Below are 21,537 nucleotides of genomic sequence, written 5' to 3' on the forward strand. Positions count from 1 at the left end.
TTTAAAAATGTACCCTGGATTTAGCACCAGGGTACATTCAGTTTGCAGCTATTTATTCAACTGCTGCGTTTGCTTCTTCTTGTACCTTTTGCAAAGCTTCGCCCATTTTCTCAGGAGTCGTCTGATCGCCAATCAGTTTTTGAATTTGAATGTTACTGATTTCTGTAGTTACATCAGCTTGAACAAGAGAGTCAAATGCTGGGAACGAAGATTGTGAGTTGTTAAGTACACCTACGATTTCGCTCATCAGATCATCAGTAATATTCTCATTCAATACGTTTTGGTCAATCTTCATTGCTGGCAATACACCATCTTCAACAAGTCCACGCAATTGCATTTCTTCATTAAATAAGTTTTTAATAAAAGATTTCACAGCAGCCAATTGACGTGGATCTTTCTCAGCAGATGCAGAGAAACCATAACCATTGTTCACATCGCGCATCAATGCAGTTTGGTCGCCTGCTCCGCCTTCAACTGCTGGGATATTGAAGAAGCCAACTTTACCGATCAAACCTTCGCCAGATTGGCCAGTTTTAAATACGGAGGATTTCCAAGTACCATCATACAGCAGGATCGCTTCACCACTAGTAAATTGTGTTGTGTATTCAGCATATTCAAAGCCAAGTTCGCCTTTTTTGAAGTAGCCTTTATCAACCCATTCTTTGTATTTCGCAAATCCTTTTACTACATTTGGATCAGACCATTTAGCTTCGCCTGTTGCAAATTTAGCAGTTACATCTGGACCTGCATAACGTGACCACAAGTGGTTAGCTAACATAAGTGGTACCCAACCAGCTTTGGATGCACCAGCCAAAGGTACTTTTCCATCAGCCTTGATATCAGCCAATTGTTGTTCCAATTCGGCAAACGTAGTTGGAGCCTTCCAGCCCTTGCTTGTATAGTATTCTTTGTTATAGAAGAAGCCTTCACCAGAACCACCGATAGGCAATCCATAGATTTTTCCTTCATAAGTGAAAGGATCAAGATTTGAGAATTTATCCTTAATTCCAAGTTCCTCAAGAATTGGAGTCAGGTCAAGTAATTTACCTTCTTTAGCATAGATCTTGGAGTCAGGGCTACCGAACAGATCGAAGATTTCCGGCGGATTACCCGCAGCCATTTCACCACGCAATTTTTCTTTACGGTTTACATCTGAATCTACCCCATCGAGTTTAAAGGTCAGACCCGGTACATCCTCTTGTACCTTGTTAACTACTTCTTCGAGAATAGCCAGACGTTTCTGCTTGTCTGCACCGATTTGAGTGTGACGAATCGTCATTTCAAATGGCTCGTTATTTACCGGTTCTTCTGTTGCAGGAGCATTTGTAGCGGCTGAATTAGTCGCGGTAGCGTTTCCATCTCCTTTGTTAGAAGATTCATTGTTGTTGCCTCCGCAACCAGTCAGTAAAGCTGATGATACGAAAATCAGGGACAATAGCAAAGTCATACTTTTTTTCATTTCTTGTGACCCTCCCTATATATTGATGTGCTTTACACTTCTTATTATAGAAAACAGACTTCATTATCGTAAGGTTAAGATTCATCCACTATAGGGATAAAAATCTCTAATGTAAGCGGAATCAACTACATTATAAGTTATATTACATAACACAAAAATGTTAAATCGCTTAATTTATTTGTTTTTCTCATCACAAAACTTTGTTTTCACTCTAGAAACAATTAATGAAACATCCAAATAGTCACATTACCTGACATATTCATTTATTATCCATCCCATTAACCACGTGTAACTATAGCATGTCTTTATTAGGAATAGTATAAAACTACCCCCTCAGAGGAGCTTTATCCCCTCCCTTTTTACTTCCTCATAACAAAAAACCGCACCTTCAGTGATCAACCACTGAGGGTACGGTCTCTCTTAAAAATATATATCTATTATACCAATGCCGTTTGCTTACGACCTTCTTCTACCAAGCGATATGCCCGTTGCACTTCTTCTTCTGTTGGAGAAGGTACTCCATCCAGTTCATAAGCTTTGCCGAGCATTTCCCATTTATAGATACCCATCTGATGATAAGGTAAGATTTCGAATTTCTCGACGCCATTTAAGGTTCCAATATAACGACCTAAGTTAATGAGATCCTCTTCACGATCATGAATACCAGGTACATACACATGTCGGATCCACATCTTACGATTATGGTCTGAGAGCCAGCGTGCAAGCTTCAAAGTTCGATCATTGGATTTACCGGTTAACTTGATATGCGCTTCTTCATCAATATGCTTCAGATCAAGCATAACCAAATCTGTAACGTCCAATAAGTCATTAATCTTGTCACCTTCGTTGTAGCCATTACTATCTAATGTGGTATGCAGATTCCAACGTTTTTTCACTTCCGTGAATAACTGCTTTACAAATTGCGCCTGCAAGGTTGGTTCTCCACCGGATACAGTTAACCCGCCACCGGATGAACGATAGTAGTTTATATATGGCTCGATCTCCGAAAGCACTTCTTCTAGAGTCATTTCTTTACCTTCATCTAAAGCCCAAGTATCAGGGTTATGGCAATACTGACATTTCAGCAAGCAGCCTTGCATAAACAAGACAAATCGAATACCAGGTCCATCAACGGTTCCAAAGGTTTCCAAAGAGTGTATGCGACCTTTAATCATAGGATGTCATCCTTTCGCCACGACAGACTAACAGTCCCTCTTTCAACGATGAAGCTTCCTGTCTTTGAGACTGTCATATCCCTAAATCGCGGCTATAAAATTTAAAATTTTAACAATTCTCAAACAAGATATTACCGCCCTTGAGACAAGGGCGGTATCTTCCTTGCAATTATTTCAATGTAGTACTAATTCAAAGATCTTCATGACAGAAACAAATTACATCGAACCGTGGAATGTACGGTTGATTACGTCCATTTGTTGTTCGCGAGTCAGCTTGATAAAGTTAACTGCATAGCCGGATACACGAATAGTCAATTGTGGATAGTTCTCTGGGTGCTCCATAGCGTCCATCAGCTGTTCACGGTTAAATACGTTAACATTCAAATGCTGAGCGTTGTTATGGAAGTATCCATCCATCATGTGTACCAGGTTAGACTTACGGGAATCCTCGTCTTTACCAAGTGCCTTAGGTACGATGGAGAACGTGTTAGAGATACCATCTTGTGCATCGGAGTAAGGCAGTTTAGCTACAGAGTTCAGGGAAGCCAAGGCGCCTTTCTTGTCACGTCCGTGCATTGGGTTAGCACCCGGTGCGAAAGGTTCACCTTTCTTACGTCCGTCAGGTGTAGTACCTGTCTTCTTACCGTACACTACATTCGAAGTAATGGTCAGTACCGATTGAGTTGGCACAGAATCACGATATGTTTTGTTTTTACGGATCATAGTCATGAAGGTTTCAACCAATTCTACTGCGATGCTGTCTACAGCATCGTCATTGTTACCGTAGCAAGGGAATTCGCCTTCGGTTTCGAAGTCGATCGCAATACCTTGTTCGTTACGAATAGGTTTTACTTTGGCGTATTTAATTGCGCTTAGTGAGTCAGCTGCAACGGACAGCCCAGCAATACCACAAGCCATCGTACGCAGAATGTCACGGTCATGCAGCGCCATTTCGATACGTTCGTAAGAATATTTGTCATGCATATAGTGAATGATGTTCAAAGTGTTAACATAAGTTTTAGCCAACCACTCCATCATCGGTTTGAAACGTTTCATTACTTCGTCATAATCCAGATATTCAGAAGTGATCGCTGGGAATTCCGGTCCAACTTGTGCTCCGGATTTTTCGTCTATACCACCATTGATAGCATACAGCAATGCTTTTGCCAGGTTGGCACGAGCGCCGAAGAACTGCATTTGTTTACCGATACGCATTGGAGATACGCAGCAAGCAATCGCATAATCTTCACCCCAGTATGGACGCATTACATCGTCATTTTCATACTGAATTGCACTAGTTTCAATGGAAACCTTAGCACAATATTTTTTGAAGGCTTCAGGCAATTTTTCGGACCACAGTACAGTTAAGTTTGGTTCCGGAGCTGGACCCAAGTTGTACAGGGTGTTCAAGAAACGGAAGCTGTTCTTGGTAACACGAGTTGTTCCGTCTTCAGCCATACCACCGATGGATTCAGTTACCCATGTTGGGTCACCGGAGAACAGATCATTATAGTCAGGTGTACGCAAGAATTTCACGATACGCAGTTTCATTACGAAATGATCGACGATTTCTTGTACTTGTTCTTCAGTCAAAGTACCTTCAGCAATATCGCGTTCTGCATAGATGTCCAAGAAAGAGGACACACGGCCTAGGGACATCGCTGCACCATTTTGCTCTTTAACTGCTGCCAGATATCCGAAGTATACCCATTGAGTAGCTTCTTTGAAGTTGGTCGCTGGTCTGGAAATATCCATTCCATGAGCGGCTGCCATTTCTTTCAATTCGCCAAGTGCACGAATTTGCTCGGACAGCTCTTCACGCAAACGAATGATATCTTCAGTCATGGAATCAACTTCAAGCTCAGTTTGTTGTTGTTTTTTGTCTTTAATGAGGAAATCAATACCGTATAGAGCAATGCGGCGGTAGTCGCCGATGATGCGTCCGCGGCCGTAAGCATCAGGAAGACCTGTAATTACGCCGGATTTACGCACAGCTCTCATGTCTGGTGTATATGCATCAAATACGCCTTGGTTATGCGTTTTGCGAATGTTCGTAAACATGTCAACGATGTTTTGTGGAAGCTCGAAGCCATAAGCTTTCGTAGCATCAACCATCATCTTGATCCCGCCAAATGGCTGGATGGAACGTTTGAAAGGAGCGTCAGTCTGTACGCCTACAATTTGTTCCTTGTCTTTGTCAATGTAGCCTGGAGCATGTGAAGTGATTGTGGAGACAGTATCTAGGGAAACATCCCATACGCCGCCTCTTTCTCTTTCTTCCTTGCTCAATTGGGAAATAATCTTCCATAGTTCAGTTGTGTTACTAGTAGGTCCTACGAGGAATTCTTCGTTTCCTTCATAAGGCTTAATGTTACTTGCGATAAAGTTGTTAACGTCAACTTTTCTGGACCATTTACCTTTTGTAAAACTTCTCCAACCGGATTTCACTTCTTGTACATCTTTTTCAATCACCGACATGCTAAATCCCTCCATCTATATTTATAATATTTGTAGAGATCGCGGGCTTGAAGGTTGATCCCGTGTCTCGTGATCCCAAGAAAGATATGGTTGTTCGAAAATTCACAATCATTGTTCCATGTATGGGACCGTTGTTTATATAAACATTTTAGTTTATTTTCTATAAATAGACTGTGACAAATATCACCTTTCCGGTGATATTTGTCACTTATATCTAGTCCACAACCATCCTATTATCTACTTAACCAAATATTAATTATCAAATCTTCCGTAGAAAGCATTACGGTATACATCTGCAAGTTCAGATACCAGTGGCAGCTTAGGATTGGCAGTTGTACATTGATCTTCAAATGCACGGTCAGCCAAGTAATCTACACGGGATTCAAAATCCTTAGGATCAAAGCCCAGTTGTTGGAAGGATTCTTCGATACCCAGTTTTTTGTTCATATCGCGAATAGCATTGATCAGGCTAGTTACACCTTCTTCAGTTGTGCGAGCTGGCAATCCCAGAATACGGGCGATTTCTGCATAACGCTCGTCAGCTACGAAGTGTGAATATTTAGGGAACGAAGCGAACTTCGTAGGTTTCTTAGCATTGTAACGAATAACGTGTGGCATAAGGATCGCATTAGTACGACCGTGAGCAGTGTGATATTGACCGCCCCATTTATGCGCCAAACTGTGGTTAATACCCAGGAAAGCATTAGCAAAGGCCATACCAGCAAGTGTTGATGCGTTATGCATTTTTTCACGGGCAACTCTGTCGCCTTCAAGCGCCGATTTTTCAAGGTATTGGAATACCAATTGGATTGCTTTAATTGCCAGACCATCAGTGTAGTCACTCGCCATAACAGATACATAAGCTTCGATGGCATGTGTCAATACGTCCATACCTGTATCAGCTACAGCAGTTTTTGGCAAGCTATATACGAACTCTGGATCAATGATAGCTACGTCTGGAGTTAGCTCGTAGTCAGCCAAAGGATATTTAGTGTGTTGTTCAGTTGTTTTATCGGTAATAACTGCGAAAGATGTTACTTCCGAACCCGTACCCGAAGTAGTTGGAATCGCTACAAACTTAGCTTTGTTTCCAAGTTTAGGGAATTTGTAAACCCGTTTACGGATATCCATGAATTTTTGTTTCAGACCGTTAAAGTCTGCGTCTGGATGTTCATAGAATAACCACATTCCTTTTGCAGCATCCATTGGGGAACCACCACCAAGTGCGATGATGCAGTCCGGTTGGAATCTGTTCATCATTGCTGTACCTTTTTCAACTGTAGTTGTCGATGGATCTGGTTCAACTTCCGAGAACACTTCGATCGCTACAGGAGTTTGGCGTTGACGCAGGTAATGTTCAACTCTCTCAACATATCCGAGCTTAACCATCATTGGGTCAGTGATAATTGCGACACGTGTGATATCAGGCATTTTGGTCAGGTACTGAGTAGCGCCTTTTTCGAAATAGATCTTGTCAGGTACTTTAAACCATTGCATATTCACGGTACGACGATTCACCCTTTTCACGTTGATCAAATTAATTGCTGTAACGTTTTGCGACACGGAGTTACGACCATAAGATCCGCAGCCCAGCGTCAACGAAGGGATGTTAGTGTTATAGATATCGCCGATCGCACCATGAGTGGAAGGCGAGTTAACGAGAATACGTCCTGTTTGCAGACGGTTGGAGAACTTCATGATTACTTCTTCGTTGTTGGAGTGGATAGCCGAACTATGGCCCATACCACCAAATTCAACAACTTGTGCTGCGCGTTCGATACCTTGATCTGCGTTTTTAACTTTGTAGCAAGCAAGCACAGGACTCAATTTTTCAGCGGACAATGGATATTTAGTGCCTACACCTTCAAGTTCTGCTACCAGAATCTTAGTGCCGGCAGGAACTTGAATGCCGCACATTTCAGCAATTTTCACTGCGGATTGTCCAACGATTGCTGGGTTAACCGCACATTTATCAACGTTCATAGCGCCGCTAGTAAGTTTGGCAGCTTCTTCTTTGTTAACAAAGTAGCAGCCATTAGCGATCATTTTCTTTTTCACTTGATCAAAGATTGGTTCTTCGATAATAACAGCTTGCTCGGAAGCACAGATCATACCATTATCAAATGTTTTGGAAAGAATGATGTCCGTTACGGCTTGATCGATATCCGCGCTCTTTTCGATGAATGCAGGTACGTTACCAGGACCTACGCCAAGAGCTGGTTTACCACAGCTATAAGCTGCTTTTACCATTGCAGAACCGCCTGTTGCGAGAATAAGTGCAACGTCAGGGTTGTTCATCAAAGCGTTTGTTTTGTCCATCGTTGGCATTTCAATCCATTGGATACAATTCTCAGGTGCGCCAGCTTTTACAGCCGCATCATGAAGAATTCTAGCAGCTGCTGCACTACACTCTTGCGCAGATGGGTGGAAACCGAATATAATAGGGTTCCGTGTCTTAATCGAAATCAACGCTTTAAACATCGTGGTGGATGTAGGGTTGGTTACCGGTGTGATACCCATTACAATTCCGACGGGCTCAGCAATTTTTTGGAAGCTTTCATAAGCATTGTCTTCAATAACGCCTACTGTTTTATCGTATTTAATTCCGTGCCAGATATATTCTGTCGAGAAGATGTTTTTAGTAATTTTGTCTTCGTAAACCCCGCGGCCAGTTTCTTCTACAGCCAATTTAGCGAGGTACATATGTTTGTCGAGTCCAGCCAACGCCATTGCATGAACGATTGTGTCAACTTGCTCTTGATCCAGCGCCATGAATGCCTCATGTGCTTTTTTCGCTTTATCCACTAAAGTCTGAATATACTCTTCAGCGGTAGTTTGTTTAACTTGGGCGGCGACTTCGTTCTTAACTGCCATCTCCCTCGTCCTCCTGTCAATTTTTAGGTTGTTTTTCTCTACACATTTATCTTATCACATCATTTCCACCTTGTATAGTGAAATCTTTCACAAAGTATAAAGTTTTTTTGATTTGTTTTCAAAGCGCTTTCATTCGATCATATTATAGCTTTTTTACCATTATTTATGCTTTATTATTCCTTAAATTTAAAGTTTATGTTTAAAAAGACAAGAACTGATACCCATTTTCTACCTTTCCGCTCGCAAAAATATTTTAAAAAAGCAAATCTAATTTTGTTGACACTCTATTTTTCCATTGGCCTCTAAAAAATAGTCGGATGCCCCCCGTCGTGTTGATTTATAAAAATATCAATAATATAAACATAAAAAAACCGACTCCTATGGAGCCGGTTCTGTTCTTCCTAGCTATTCTACTTTAATTGTGTCGAAGAATTTCTCTTGCACTGTTTTGGCAGCAGCTTCAAGCTGTGTCTTGGAATCTGTTCCTTTTTTGGAGAACAGCTCTTGAATTACATTGGACATGGTTGCGTAGTAGTCCTGTGTATTGTATTGCGCTTCCGGTTTACCGTCCAGCAAACCTAAAATATCAGGGCTGTATTGATATACATTTGTATATTTATCATACACAGCTTTCGTTTTCTTGCCGAAGTCAGAATCTGCAGAATAGTAATCTAAGAGCGGCGGAATAAAGTATTTACCATCCGTTGTACGTTGTTGCAGAACCGCATCCAGTGCTTCTAGACCTTTATCGGAGAAGTAATCAAATGTAATATAACGGAATGCCATTTCTTGCTCGTCTGGTGTTGCATTTGGATTGATTACAAGGTAGTCACCACCAAGTACCCCGGTGTGTTTTCCGCCTTTTTCCATTGCAGGCATTGGATACGTAAGTACATCTTCTGGTTTCAGACCGCCTTGATTCAACGCTTGCTCAATAACACCGTCAGATCCAGCCATTACCATTGCTGTACGACTTTGTTGGAATGCGCCTACAGCATCACCCCAGCCCAGTGCCCAGTCCTGAGGAATCGCGTTTGCTTCCCATCTAAGTTTCTTGTAGAAATCCAGCGCTTTAATCCCAGCCTCAGAATTAAAAGTAGCTACAACCTTACCGCCTTCAATCTTCTGAATTTCACCGCCAGCTTCGAACAGGAAGTTGGTCCAGTTCCAGCCTGCTTCATTCCCTTTACCCATTGGAGCAATACCGGAAATCCCTTTTTTGGTATCAGCTACGCCTTTGGCGGTATTCAGCATATCATCCCAAGTCCAATCCATAGGTGGAACAGCAACGCCTTTTTCGTCCAGCATTTTTTTGTTGATCATTGTGGTTGTTACATAACCCTTTTGAGTTACGCCGAAGACTTTACCGTCAATGATAAATTGATTTTGGAGAACCGGGTTAATTTGATCCTTAAATTCGTATTTATTCCACAGATCCGTAATGTCAGCTACCCAGCCTTTTTCAACTAGGAATTTTGCTTCTGTAGCGTAGGTGTTAAAGAAGGTTGGAGCTTCATTCGCTGCCATTTTGATGCCGATTTCACTTACATTGTACTGCCAATCGTCTTTGACGATTTCAACATTCGGATATTCCTCTTGGAAACGTTTGATCTTGTCATCTTCCTGTGCTCTAACTTCGGTTAGGTCAGGGGTTGGATAGTGAATTTTGATGGTCACTTTTCTTTGTGTGATATCATCAGTTGGCGCTGCTGTAGCACTGCCAGCATTATCTGTTGCAGCATTCGTTGGCGCAGTAGTCGCTTCCCCTTCCTTGTTTCCTGTCGTGTTTCCGTTATTGTTATTACCGCCGCAAGCGGTTAACAACGATCCGGCCACAAGGAGGCTTAGTAGCACGCTAGAGTACTTACGCATTGAAACTCCCCTTTTCAATTCATAGTTATCTTACATATCGATCATAAAAGAGAAATCGTTTACAAACGAGGTGCATTTATATTCCTTTCATGTGCATGTTTACGATCCGTGACTAAATCCGTCGATCCGTGCTTATCCCTTAACTGCTGATAATGCGACGCCACGCATAATGAACTTTTGGAAGATCAGGAAGACAAGGATCGGCGGCAACGATACGATAAATAGGATGGCGAATTTAATATTCGTATTAAGTGCCTTTACATTAATAACGTATTTATAGATTGCTGTCGCGAGCGTATATTTCTCTTCACTGTGCATAACCAGAGATGGCCAGAACCAGTCATTCCATGCTGTAGAAAAGATAAAGATCGCCAGCGTAGCAAAAATCGGAACCGACAATGGCACTGCAATGGAGAAAAAGCTTCTCGGCTCAGAGGAACCGTCAATCCGCGCTGCTTCAAAAATTTCAGGATGTATCCCATCAAAAAAGTTCTTTAAGAGTAGAAAATAGAATGTATTCGCACCAGCCGGCAGCCAAAATGCTGCGTACTGATTTAGTAATCCAAGCTCTTTTAGATTGACAAAGTTGGGAATCATATAGCTGGTCGCCGGAATAAACAATGTCATCAGGAAAAAGAAATAAATTGCCTTTCTGTAAGGGACATTCATACGAGAAATGCTGAAAGCAGACATTCCCAATACTACTAGTGTCACGACCATATTCCCCACAAAAATATAAATGGTGTTTTTAAGGAACATCAGCAGATCAATGTAATTCATCGCTTCCTTAAGGTTGCTGAAGTGCCATTCCTGCGGGAAAAAATGCGGTGGGAATGAGTTCACCTCTTGATTCGATTTCAGTCCGTTAAATAACGTCATACAGATCGGATACAGCATGCTGAACACCATAATCAAAATAACCACGCACATCAAGCCATAAACGATCTTATTGCTTGTTTTTTTCAAATCATGTTCTGAGAGAATCCCTCTATCTGCGCTCTTCATCTTAGTTGTCCTCCTTGTTAAGCTTGAACTGTAAAATGCCCAAACCACCTAGGACAATGAACATTAGCATGCCAAGCGCAGTCGCCGTTCCATAATCGAGTCGCGTAAAAGCATATTTTACGATCAGCAGCGCATAGGTAAGCGTAGTATTATTCGGTCCACCATCAAGCAGCGCCATTTGTGACTGATACCCTTGTGAAGTCCCGATAATCTGTAATATCAACATCAAAATGATCAAATTACGTAGCGAAGGCAATGTGATGTACTTTATACGTGCCCACACACCCGCCCCATCAATCTCAGCTGCTTCATACCAATCCCGCGGAATGCTGAGTACAGCAGCCAAGTATATTAACATCCCTGATCCAAACTGCTGCCACGTCTCCATAAAAACAAGAGAAATCATCGACCACCTTGTATCTGTCAGGAAGGCAACCTGGTCCACACCAAGCGAGCTTAATACCGCATTGATTGGGCCCACCGGATCATAAAGCCATCTCCAGAGTCCATATAGAACCACACCAGGCATAACGAAAGGAAGGTAAGCCGCTACCCGTACAAAGCCCCCAAACCTTCTCAGCTCCGAGATCATAATGGCAAAAGCAATCGGAACCCAGAACCCGATAATAAGACATAGAAGCATGTAATACCCCGTATTTTTTAACGCGGTCAAAACATCTGGATCACTAAGGGCTCTAGCGTAGTTCTCAAAGCCAACAAAGCTATTCCCTTTTACAAAATCAACATGGTAGAAGCTGTACAACAAGCCTTTAAAAATTGGCACCCACAGGAACATTACAAAAATAATCACAGCAGGTACGAGGAACATATATCCCCAAAAGTTTTTCTTCCAGCGGTTTTGCTTGTAAGGTGTACCCTTCAGCGCCGGCGGATTTTCGGATACAACTGCGGTTTGATTCATCAGGCTCCCTCATTCCATTTTTCTTTCAGCATTTTTCGCAAAATGCTTCCTACCTTAAATTGTAGAAAATGAGGGTTGTACTGAACATGTCTAAATCTACCGAAGTAGTATGTGTTTTTACTTCTTCAATTCACTGGGGCTAATCCCATAATATTTTTTGAAAATTTTACTAAAATGCTCCGGTGATTCATAACCTACACGCTCGGCGATTTCGTATCTGCGAAGATCTGTGTTCAAAATCATCTCCCGGCTTTCTTCCATCCGCAGCTTAATTACATATTCCCACAGGTTGTAACCTGTATTTTTCTTAAACAGATAGCTCAAATAATTGGGACTGACATGGTTTTTCTTAGCCACTTCATGGATGGTTAATCCTTTTTGCGCATAGTTCTCGTCAATATACTCTCTTGCTTTCTCTACAATCAGATTGCTGCGTGTATGAAGCTCTTCTACTGAAGGATCGGTTGTGTAACTGTTCCAATTAAAATCCCCGTAGTAAAACACATAATGGTCATTATGTTCATTATTCCAAAGAATGGCTTTGGAGGCTTGACGGTTCAATACAGCCATAAATGATAGACCCTTGAGAATCTGGCTGATGCCGATGACTGCATTTAAGTGCAGATATTTTTGAATATTAAAATGAAGACTGCGGCCAAGAATATCTAGCCTATTGATTTGACTGGCAGACGAATCTTCATAGCTTTTTTCATCCCATTGAATAATGATCGTTATTTCTTCATCCTCTGCGTAAAAGGCTGTCGAGTTCCACTCCTGATCCATCAGCTCTTTGGCGATATTCAGCGCGGCATAACAAAGAAGCCGTCTGTCCCGCAGGGTGTAGTGCTTCTCCTGATTCATTCCAGCCAGAGGCACCTTAATTTTTAAGACGGAAAAATACGGCCCTTGCAGCTTCAGGTTATCCAGCTTTTGTAAGCGTTCTGCATCACACAGTACACCTTCAGGCTCATTGAGCAGCTCATTTAATAACTTGCTGTATTCCGGAAGCGGCTCTTCCAGCCGAAAGCTTTCGTTAATCCCTGACATGAAAATGTCCAATTCTGGTGATGGTTTGCCCATCTTAAGCAGCACATTTCGCACCGAATCCAGAAATTGCTCACTGTTCAAAGGTTTGATCAAATAATCCTTCGCGCCAAGCCTAACCGCCATTTGTGCATATTGAAATGTCTCGTGTGCAGAAATCACGATGGTCTGTACCCAGGGTTTGGCCAATTTTGCATGCTGCATCAGATCAATCCCGCTCATTGCGCCCATCTGAATATCAGTAACGAGCAGGTCTATTTCCTCCATCCGAATGCAGTCCAGCGCTTCAAAACCACTGTTTGCTGTATAAATATGGTCTATGTTTAACCCCGAAGAAGCTAATAAATTGCTCAGCCCTTTACAAATCAAGGGTTCGTCATCCACAACTAATATATTGAACATATCTGTATGCTCCCCTTCCTTAGTCCTGATTCTCTGATTTCGGAAGCTTAACCGTCACCAATGTACCGCCCTCTTTACGAGGCGTATAGCTGATGCCATAATCAGAGCCAAAGTGTAAATGTATGCGCTGGTTAATGTTACGAATCCCGTAACCGCTGGCCGGATTTGGACTGTCGTCATTCAGCACAGCTTCAATGGCCTGATAATCAACAGACTTATATCCGTTATCTTCAATAGTGATCTCGACGGTATCGTCCACACAAACTGCGCTAATGATGATTTCCCCATCCTCGCCCATATTTTTGACACCATGAATAATAGCATTCTCAATTAACGGCTGCAGGGTAATTTTAGGAATTAGATTTCTTTTCGTATCTGGGTGAATCTCCATTACAACACGAAATATATAATCATACCGGTGCTGCTGCAGCTTGATATAGGCCGTTGCATGCTCCAGCTCTTCTTCAAGGCTAATCAGCTCCCTTCCCCGACTGAGGCTAATCTTCATAAGCTTGGATAATTCCTTGATCATCTCGGCGGATTCAACGTTACCTTCCAGCGAGCTTTTCCAGTAAATACTCTCCAAAGTGTTGTAGAGCAAATGCGGATTGATCTGCTGATAGAGCAGTTGAAGCTGTGATTCCTTCTGTTTTAGCTCCATCTGATATTTATAAGTAATTAGTCCATTAAGCCTGCGGGCCATGTCATAGGTAGATCCAATCAGCACACTGACCTCATCGTTACTCCCTCTTTTTGGCGTCTCAGGGACACGATTGCCTGGCTCAAACTTCCGGACGAAAAAGGCTAACTTTTGCAAAGGCGTCATTAATGAACGCCAGAAATAAGTAATCATGATTAATCCAAAAACAGCATAGGCCACAGTTATGTATTGAATCACACTTTTCATTTCGTTTTGTTGCTGCAGCAGTGCTTTTACGGCGATTTTGTAGACTAGCTTCTGTCCTAAGGCGTGGTTATTATTGACCACATAAATAAAATCCGAGGTAATAACATCCACGGTACCTTCCAAATCCTCAGCAATGACCGTTTCCGGCAACGTAATGATCTCACCAGTATTATTCGTAGTAGAAGCGAGTACACGATTATCCAGATCCGTTAAGTAAATATCACCATCAGGCAACGATATGGATTTGAGGGATTCTCCGATTTTCGCGTCCATCTTGGTAATGACTAAGACCCCAATAGTCTCAGCTTTCCTGGAGATGTTATTGACAGCTCTCATATAGGTAAGAGTCTTCAAGTTTTCCGCTTGCGCACTTAGCTTCCCTGTGAATTTTAGAGATCCGCGGCCCTTTTTCTGGACAACCTCCTCGAACCAATATGGCTCTTCCGCTTTGGAAAAGAAATATACCCCCGCCTTCTTAACCTGCGGGAAATTGGGTGCAAAAAAATAATAATCCTCGGGATCGTATATATAAAGGGAATAATAGATGCCGTCCCCACGCTCAGCTCCCTGCGAGTAACTGACCAACAGCTTCTCTATCGTCTCATAGCGTTTAACCCGCTCCAGGATGGTATCCGAACCCGTCATATTAATCTGCTGAATCAGAGGGTTTTGAATTACAGTGGTAGTAATTTTATTTACGGTATCGATATCTCGGTTAATGATGGTGAAGTTTTGCTTGTTCAGCTCTACATAAGCATTCGTCACATGGCGCTTCAGAATTTGCTCAGCCTTCATATTCCCGTAAATGTTCAAAAACAGAATGGGCGAGATCATAATCAGAAACAGCAGGATAAGCTGCTGTTTGACGTTCAGCTTCAGAATCGGCCGAATCAGCCTAGACAACATCGAGATGCACCTCCGGGTTCAATAACTATATCAAAGTGATAAACGCTTACATATGTTTATTTTAAAGTTTTTTATGTTCATTTGTATGTAGTTTTTTCTGTTGGACGGATAAAAAGAGCACGATGATATGTTCGCCACTACGTGGAGCGTTTGGGCTTACGATCGCTGTTATCCTCAGATTTCCTGATTTTATACCGCTGAGCGGTAGAAATCCGAGGATAAAGGCGACCACTGGCGTTTCTCCAGCTCCAAACCTCCACTTCGCAACTCCATCAACGAACTCTTAAAAACCGCAAACAGAAAAAGGGGGAGACGGCGTAAAGGACACTGCGTGGGGCTAGGAGGAATGAACTCTATATGGAAGAAGTGCGATGTATGTTCTTGAACACTTGAACACTCAAGTACTTCAATACTTGAATGTGCTTTGCTGTTGGGCGTCTGGATTACTTGATGTGCTATTTAGCTGCTTGTTGTGCGTTTGGATTACCGGATGTGCGGCTTACTACTTATTCAGCGTTTTACATTCCCACACACCCCTTCACGATGAGCGATCGGACTCAGATGCAGCTATTTGGTCAAATTTCAGCTTTTACGGGGAGTTTCGGACTCCAGAGGCGTTATTCGTTCCAAACATGCGCGATATGAGGGCTTTTCGAGCCAATAGCGACTATGGAGTCCGATAGGTTCGCAAATGAGCCGTATTATGGCCAATAGCGACTATGAGGTCCGATAGACAGTCTGAGCTAGCTAAATACAGAGACTTTGCACAACAAAAGACCGCCCCCAAAGTCATCCGCTACTTTGGAGTCGGTCCCTTGTTTATTTAGAACTTCAGTCTGTCAGCAGCTCATACAACCCTTTTACGACCAGATCAGCTTCCTTCAGCACCTCATGTTTGCCGATACCTACAACCTTCATCCCAGCAGCTTTACCTGCTTGAACGCCCGCCTCAGCATCTTCAAACACAACACATTCATCCGGCTGCAAGCCTATCTCTTGAGCCGCGATCAGGAACACCTCTGGGTCAGGTTTGGCTAGTGACACTTTGTTGCCGTCAACAACTGCATCAAATAAGTCTGTAATGTTCAGCTTATTCAAAATAAACTCAGCGTTCTTACTGGCTGATCCTAGCGCAATCCCAATCTCACGTGATCTCAATCCTGTTAGGTATTCTTTCACTCCAGGCAGCAGCTCCGATTCCTCGAGTCGAGAAATGTATTCTACGTACAGGCGGTTTTTCTTCTCCGCCATTGCCTGCCTCTCTGCTTCCTCAAATTCCAGGCCACCCACTTCCAGCAGGATATCAAGCGATCTCATCCGGCTCACACCTTTAAGCCGTTCATTATCCTCCTCCGTGAATTTAAAGCCAAGCTCATCTGCAAGACTCGCCCACGCCAAATAATGATATTTGGCTGTATCTACGATCACGCCGTCCAGATCAAAGATGGCGCCTTTCATATTTTCCAACATTGATTTGCTTCCTCTCCGTTGTGTATTAATATTTATACTCCTGTTTCGACAAAGCCAGTCGAAGGTTCTCACCAGCAGAGCACGACTTGCCTTCTCCGCCTTGCACCGAGAATACTAAGTCTCCACTGTAATCTGCAGCTGAGATTACAGTAACTTCATCCTTACTGATCCGCAGTTGGATGGTGTCGCCGCGCAGGGTAACCGGAAGCTGAACGGACTGCCAATGTTGCGGCAGAGATGGATTGATGTGCACAACCCCTCCATCGTAGTCCAACCCAGCGAAGCCAAGAACCGCAGCCATCCAAGCACCACCATTCGCAGCTGGATGAGTCCCACCAATGTAGAGATCCCCTACATATTGCTTAGATTCGCCGGTGAGATCGACGGTAGCTGTACGCATAAAATACGGATAGCCCCAATCCGGTGAACCAATATCAGCAGCTACCAAAGCGTAAATACAAGGGCTTAAGCTTGATCCGTGTTCCGTACGCGGTTCGTAAAATTCCCAGTTTGCTTGTTTCACTTCCTTGCTAAAGGAGTGTTTAAACAGATTCAGCATCAACACAACGTCTGCTTGTTTAAGTATGGTTGTGGTGGTAGCTAAGCCATTGCCGCCGCCAAAATACTCATTTTTATTAAGCACACGTGATTTCAGTTCTGTTAGCTCTACATCCTCCAAGGTGAGGTACCGGTCGAATTGTTCAATAACAAGACTGGCAGGATCAGGCTGTGGAACATAAAAGCTATCCAGCATCGTTTTGAACTCCTTCAGGAATGGCCCTGAGCTAAACGGAGCGGATAATTGACTGTACTCCTCAGGATACTTCGCTTCCAGCAAAGCTGCCGTACGCAAGGCAATCTCCAGCGTTTCTTTAACCAGTGCATTCGTAAACGCATTATTGTTCACACGCTCATGATATTCATCCGGACCTGTTACATCCAGAATCTCAAACCGCTGTTTAACCGAATTATAGTAAGCGTAAGAGTAGAAAAAGCGAGCGCATTCCCAGATCACCTCTGCTCCTCCACTAGTAAGCAGACTTTCATCGCCTGTGAATTGAACATACTTCCAGATCCCATGCACAACGTCACCACTGATATGAACCTGCTTATCGCGGAAATAGGTCCGCATCGGCCGGCCTGTAAATACATCATTCACATTAAACAAAGTACAGGCATCGTCTCCCGTATCCTGACTTTCCCAAGCATAAAATGCGCCCAAAAATCCATATTCCGCTGCCTTACGGCGAGCACCATCCAATGTATGAATCCGGTACATCATCAAGTTCCGCGCTACCTTAGGATCACTGTGCAGGAAAAACGGCAACATAAACATTTCCGTATCCCAGAATACAGCTCCCTTATATACCTGACCCGATAATCCCCGGGCTGGAATAGACACCTTCTCCGAAACTGTAGGGGCAATGATTAACAGCTGATAGATACTATATCTCAAGGCAAATTGGGCAGCTTCATCACCTTCGATGATTACATCGCTGTGTGACCATCTCTCGTCCCATAACAGACGATGAGCCTTAAATAACGCCTCATAACCCAACGCCTCAGCAGCATGGACAGATTTAACAGCTTCCGTCTCCGGCTGATCCGCATCAAGTCCAGTATAGACTGCTACATACTTAAACCATTCATACGTCTCACCCGCACGGGCATCAAAAGAAATCCGGCGAACAGCAGCCCCATCTTCCAGTAGCTCCTCACCAAAACTGAATACCGCCCTCTCCGCCACAACAACCGGAATCTTCAATTCTCCGCTAACAGAAGAAGAGATCAGCACCTCGTCCTTCAGCTGTACCTTTTGTCCGTAAAGATGAGGCCCATTGATATCCCACACATCTACGTCAATTCCCGTCTCAATCGCTACTCGGCAGTCTTGAGTACTGCGAATAGAGTATTTACTAACGAGCAAGTGAAGATTATCCTGGCTTACGAAACGATCTGCGGTAAACGTCAACGCCCCACCGTCAGATACAGCATATTCAGTGCTCCGATGATGAATGGCATTTCGGATATTTAGCTCCTGAGTATGAACGAGCGGTTCACGGTCAAGCACACTTAAGAGCTGATCATTACAGAAAACTTTGGTCAACAATCCATTAGGGGCATTAACTGGTTCTCTCCATTTGTCCCCCTCTTTGTCATATAGTCCTGCGAGGGTGACAGCTACTAGCTCGGTTTTACTGAATTCCTCCAGTGTGCCGCGATACCCCATGTAGCCGTTGCCTAACATATATTTGTTACCGTTCGTCGTCACAAGCTGTTTATCAAAACAACTCTCCTTTACGATCCAGTTCATCCTGCCAGCATCCCTTCGCCTAGCGGAAGCGTCTTCCCGGAAGCATCCACTGTAATCGACTGTCCGTACACTATAATTTCGGTACTTCCACCATTAACCGCAGTGATTGTTACTGAATTTTTGTCGACCGCAATTCTCAGAAGCACTCCTTCATACAATACTTGGAAGCTATATTCATCCCAGCGTTCTGGCAGGGTTGGCTGAAAGGACAGACGTGCTCCATCCGAACGCATTCCACCAAAGCCGTAAACAATATTCATCCAAGCAGCTGCAATTGAGGTAGTATGCAGCCCTTCACGGGTATTACGGTTATAGTTGTCTAAATCCAGTCGAGTAGCAAATTCAAAAAACGAATATGCTTCCTCGGGTTTGCCGATTTCACTCGCCAAAATGGAGTGGATCGAAGGTGACAGCGAAGACTCATGAATACATCTAGGCTCGTAATATTCATAGTTCGCCAGCTTCGCTTCTTTAGAGAATTGTCCGCTGTACAAGAACATAAACATAAGTACATCCGGCTGCTTAATCATGTCATAGCGATACAAACGATCATATGACCAGTTCGAATATAACGGGAATTCTGTAACAGGAATCGAATGAATATCAATATGTGGCATATCGAAGAACCCATCATGCTCTTCATAAACTCCTGTCACTTCGTCAACCGGAATCCGCATATGCTGCGCCTTGTTTTCCCAATCGGTGAGTTCCTCGTCATGAAGTTCTGTTTTCTCTACCACAGCTGCAAAAGCAGCAGGAGCCTGTTCTTTCATCTCCCGAAGAGTCTCTAGGGTGTATTCAAAAGATTGTTGAGCCATCAGATTAATGTAGCAGTTGTTATTGACCATCAATTGGAACTCATCAGGGCCCATAACGCCAAAATAACCATATTCCCCGCTGCGTTGCCCCCATTGGCCACGTGTAGCATAGAATCTGCTGATCTGAATCAGCATCTCAGCCCCTTTACTGTGCAGGAAGCTTTTATCACCGGTATTTTTGACATAATGCCAAATGCCATAAGAAACAGCAGTCCCTACATGAAGCTGAAGATTAGAGTGCTGCCAGAGATCACAGCTTTCTGTTCCATCTATAGTAGCAATTGGATAGCAGGCTCCCTCACAATCCACCTCTTTAGCGCGCTGCATAGCCTGCGGCAATGTTTTATATCTGAATTCCAATAAGCTCCGGGCAGCCCTTGGATTATTGAACATATAGAACGGTAAGCAATAGGATTCTGTATCCCAAAAAGCCAACCCACGATATACTTCACCCGTCAGCCCTTTGGCACCAATATTAAATCCGGGATGATCGCCATGATAGGTCTGATAAAGCTGGAAGATACAGAAACGAATACCCTGCTGATTCTCAGGATCGCCCTCAATTCGGATATCACTTGTCTCCCAGATGCCCTTCCAATAAGCTGTCTGATCAGCGATTATTTGGGTATCTGTCAATTGGCTTGCTGTTTCAGCAAGAGACAGACCTTTGTTCCACAGCTCTTCAGCTGTATGGGCAGAATCACTATCCGAATAGTTCATAACCAGTTTGGTAAAATAGGAAACTTCTCCTTCCGTAAGGTCCAGAGTGAAATTTTGTCCAATAAACTTATCACTCTCAGTAGCAGTGAGCTGCAACGGCTGCGAGGATTGTAAGGTAAAGCTTGAGAACAGCTTATTCCCAGTATTCACTGTACTGGCCATAATAGCAGAGGACGCTCCACTTACTCCGCTGCGGAGACTGTTCCACATACATTCGCCGCGTTCTTCATGAATAATGCCGAAATCAAGACCTGCACAAATGTCCACGCTCCCTGAGAAATTAAGGGGTTCAAACTCCACCCGCTGCAACCCCAAATGAGACATAGTCATGCTGACCAGACGTGTAAAGACTACTTTTAGCGACTTGCCATCGTTTAGATGCCAGATTAGCTCTCTCCGATACGTACCCTTACGAAGATCCAGCTTGCGCACATAATCTGTTACGTTGCTTTTTGCTAAATCAAGCTGTTCACCATCTATAGATAGACGTGTATACAGCCAGTCCACCGCATTCACCATATATCTCAGCGAGCGAATAATCCCTTTATAGTGATTGCCAATATCCAATTGTTCATTTAATCCATTAAAATAACTTCCTTGCAGGGTGTCACCTGAATACCCTTCCTCTGCATATCCGCGTACACCCATGTATTCATTACCCAATGAAAAAATAGATTCCGAAGTCCGATTTCTTTCTGGATCAAAGCCCTCTTCAATAATTGCCCACGGATCAACCTTAAGATATTTGTCTGCTACTTTAGCCATATATGATTTCTCCTTCTCCTGATTTTTGCTCCAATTTCAGGATATCGCTGCATAGCAATAGAGCCAATGTCCGACCGTAATGAAGATGTGTGCATTTATACGGAGTTGAGATAAAACTAATTTCTTTAACATGAATTTCAACTGTGTTATATGTTACAATCTAACGGGGACGCAAAAAAACAGCGATTAACCCAGTATTTGAGAATAATGGATAGCCGCTGTTCATATATCATAAACGTGAGATCACTTACTCTTTTTTAGTTAAAAAGAATATTACATCGAACACTTTAGAAGTGAAATTTATCACAATGTTGAAAATTCGACACTTTTAAACGATTTTTTATAACCAATTCGAGGGATTTTCAAGGTATAATTAATTTAAAATTTACTGAAAAACTGAGGGAAT

Annotated in this window: 12 protein-coding genes; all 12 read right to left on the minus strand. The window is 43.0% G+C overall.

Going from position 1 to position 21,537, the window contains the following annotated elements; all coding sequences use genetic code 11:
• Window positions 1-52: 52 nt before the first annotated feature.
• Window positions 53-1,459: an extracellular solute-binding protein gene (locus NYE35_RS22550; protein WP_036682919.1), complete on the minus strand. Its 1,407-nt coding sequence runs from the start codon at window positions 1,457-1,459 to the stop codon at window positions 53-55.
• Window positions 1,460-1,896: 437 nt separating this feature from the next.
• Entirely contained in the window at window positions 1,897-2,634 is a 738-nt protein-coding gene (gene pflA / locus NYE35_RS22555) for a pyruvate formate-lyase-activating protein (RefSeq protein WP_036682920.1), read from the minus strand.
• 216 nt (window positions 2,635-2,850) lie between these two features.
• Window positions 2,851-5,112, minus strand: coding sequence for a formate C-acetyltransferase (gene pflB / locus NYE35_RS22560; protein ID WP_036682923.1), 2,262 nt, complete (start codon window positions 5,110-5,112; stop codon window positions 2,851-2,853).
• Between the two features lie 252 nt (window positions 5,113-5,364).
• Window positions 5,365-7,986, minus strand: a complete 2,622-nt coding sequence (adhE, locus tag NYE35_RS22565; protein WP_038572553.1) for a bifunctional acetaldehyde-CoA/alcohol dehydrogenase — start codon at window positions 7,984-7,986, stop codon at window positions 5,365-5,367.
• Window positions 7,987-8,391: 405 nt separating this feature from the next.
• Window positions 8,392-9,858 carry an ABC transporter substrate-binding protein gene (locus NYE35_RS22570; RefSeq protein ID WP_036682927.1) on the minus strand — a complete coding sequence of 489 codons (1,467 nt, stop codon included), beginning with the start codon at window positions 9,856-9,858 and terminating at the stop codon, window positions 8,392-8,394.
• A gap of 132 nt (window positions 9,859-9,990) precedes the next feature.
• Window positions 9,991-10,863 carry a carbohydrate ABC transporter permease gene (locus tag NYE35_RS22575; protein WP_036682930.1) on the minus strand — a complete coding sequence of 291 codons (873 nt, stop codon included), beginning with the start codon at window positions 10,861-10,863 and terminating at the stop codon, window positions 9,991-9,993.
• A 1-nt stretch (window position 10,864) separates the two neighbouring features.
• A complete protein-coding gene (locus NYE35_RS22580; protein WP_370510527.1) occupies window positions 10,865-11,692 on the minus strand; it encodes a carbohydrate ABC transporter permease in 828 nt (275 codons plus the stop codon).
• A 210-nt stretch (window positions 11,693-11,902) separates the two neighbouring features.
• Window positions 11,903-13,231 carry a response regulator gene (locus NYE35_RS22585; protein ID WP_076146780.1) on the minus strand — a complete coding sequence of 443 codons (1,329 nt, stop codon included), beginning with the start codon at window positions 13,229-13,231 and terminating at the stop codon, window positions 11,903-11,905.
• 19 nt (window positions 13,232-13,250) lie between these two features.
• Entirely contained in the window at window positions 13,251-15,044 is a 1,794-nt protein-coding gene (locus NYE35_RS22590) for a cache domain-containing sensor histidine kinase (RefSeq protein WP_036682936.1), read from the minus strand.
• An 831-nt stretch (window positions 15,045-15,875) separates the two neighbouring features.
• On the minus strand, window positions 15,876-16,514 hold the full coding sequence (gene pgmB, locus NYE35_RS22595; protein ID WP_076216120.1) for a beta-phosphoglucomutase: 639 nt from the start codon (window positions 16,512-16,514) through the stop codon (window positions 15,876-15,878).
• Window positions 16,515-16,539: 25 nt separating this feature from the next.
• Complete coding sequence (locus NYE35_RS22600; RefSeq protein WP_341122072.1) at window positions 16,540-18,828, minus strand: glycosyl hydrolase family 65 protein; 2,289 nt, start codon at window positions 18,826-18,828, stop codon at window positions 16,540-16,542.
• Window positions 18,825-21,131, minus strand: a complete 2,307-nt coding sequence (locus NYE35_RS22605) for a glycoside hydrolase family 65 protein (protein ID WP_341122073.1) — start codon at window positions 21,129-21,131, stop codon at window positions 18,825-18,827. Before NYE35_RS22605 ends, NYE35_RS22600 begins: the two co-directional genes overlap by 4 nt.
• Between the last annotated feature and the right edge of the window lie 406 nt (window positions 21,132-21,537).

Source organism: Paenibacillus sp. FSL L8-0494 (assembly GCF_038003695.1).
Lineage (GTDB): Bacteria > Bacillota > Bacilli > Paenibacillales > Paenibacillaceae > Paenibacillus_AQ > Paenibacillus_AQ odorifer.

Excerpts from the sequence above, each read along its gene's own strand:
- NYE35_RS22600 (WP_341122072.1), bottom strand. The coding sequence starts at position 18,828 with ATGAACTGGATCGTAAAGGAGAGTTGTTTTGATAAACAGCTTGTGACG.
- pflA (WP_036682920.1), bottom strand. The coding sequence starts at position 2,634 with ATGATTAAAGGTCGCATACACTCTTTGGAAACCTTTGGAACCGTTGAT.
- NYE35_RS22605 (WP_341122073.1), bottom strand. The coding sequence starts at position 21,131 with ATGGCTAAAGTAGCAGACAAATATCTTAAGGTTGATCCGTGGGCAATT.
- NYE35_RS22590 (WP_036682936.1), bottom strand. The coding sequence starts at position 15,044 with ATGTTGTCTAGGCTGATTCGGCCGATTCTGAAGCTGAACGTCAAACAG.
- NYE35_RS22585 (WP_076146780.1), bottom strand. The coding sequence starts at position 13,231 with ATGTTCAATATATTAGTTGTGGATGACGAACCCTTGATTTGTAAAGGG.
- NYE35_RS22575 (WP_036682930.1), bottom strand. The coding sequence starts at position 10,863 with ATGAAGAGCGCAGATAGAGGGATTCTCTCAGAACATGATTTGAAAAAA.
- NYE35_RS22580 (WP_370510527.1), bottom strand. The coding sequence starts at position 11,692 with ATGTTCCTCGTACCTGCTGTGATTATTTTTGTAATGTTCCTGTGGGTG.
- NYE35_RS22570 (WP_036682927.1), bottom strand. The coding sequence starts at position 9,858 with ATGCGTAAGTACTCTAGCGTGCTACTAAGCCTCCTTGTGGCCGGATCG.
- pflB (WP_036682923.1), bottom strand. The coding sequence starts at position 5,112 with ATGTCGGTGATTGAAAAAGATGTACAAGAAGTGAAATCCGGTTGGAGA.
- NYE35_RS22550 (WP_036682919.1), bottom strand. The coding sequence starts at position 1,459 with ATGAAAAAAAGTATGACTTTGCTATTGTCCCTGATTTTCGTATCATCA.
- adhE (WP_038572553.1), bottom strand. The coding sequence starts at position 7,986 with ATGGCAGTTAAGAACGAAGTCGCCGCCCAAGTTAAACAAACTACCGCT.
- pgmB (WP_076216120.1), bottom strand. The coding sequence starts at position 16,514 with ATGTTGGAAAATATGAAAGGCGCCATCTTTGATCTGGACGGCGTGATC.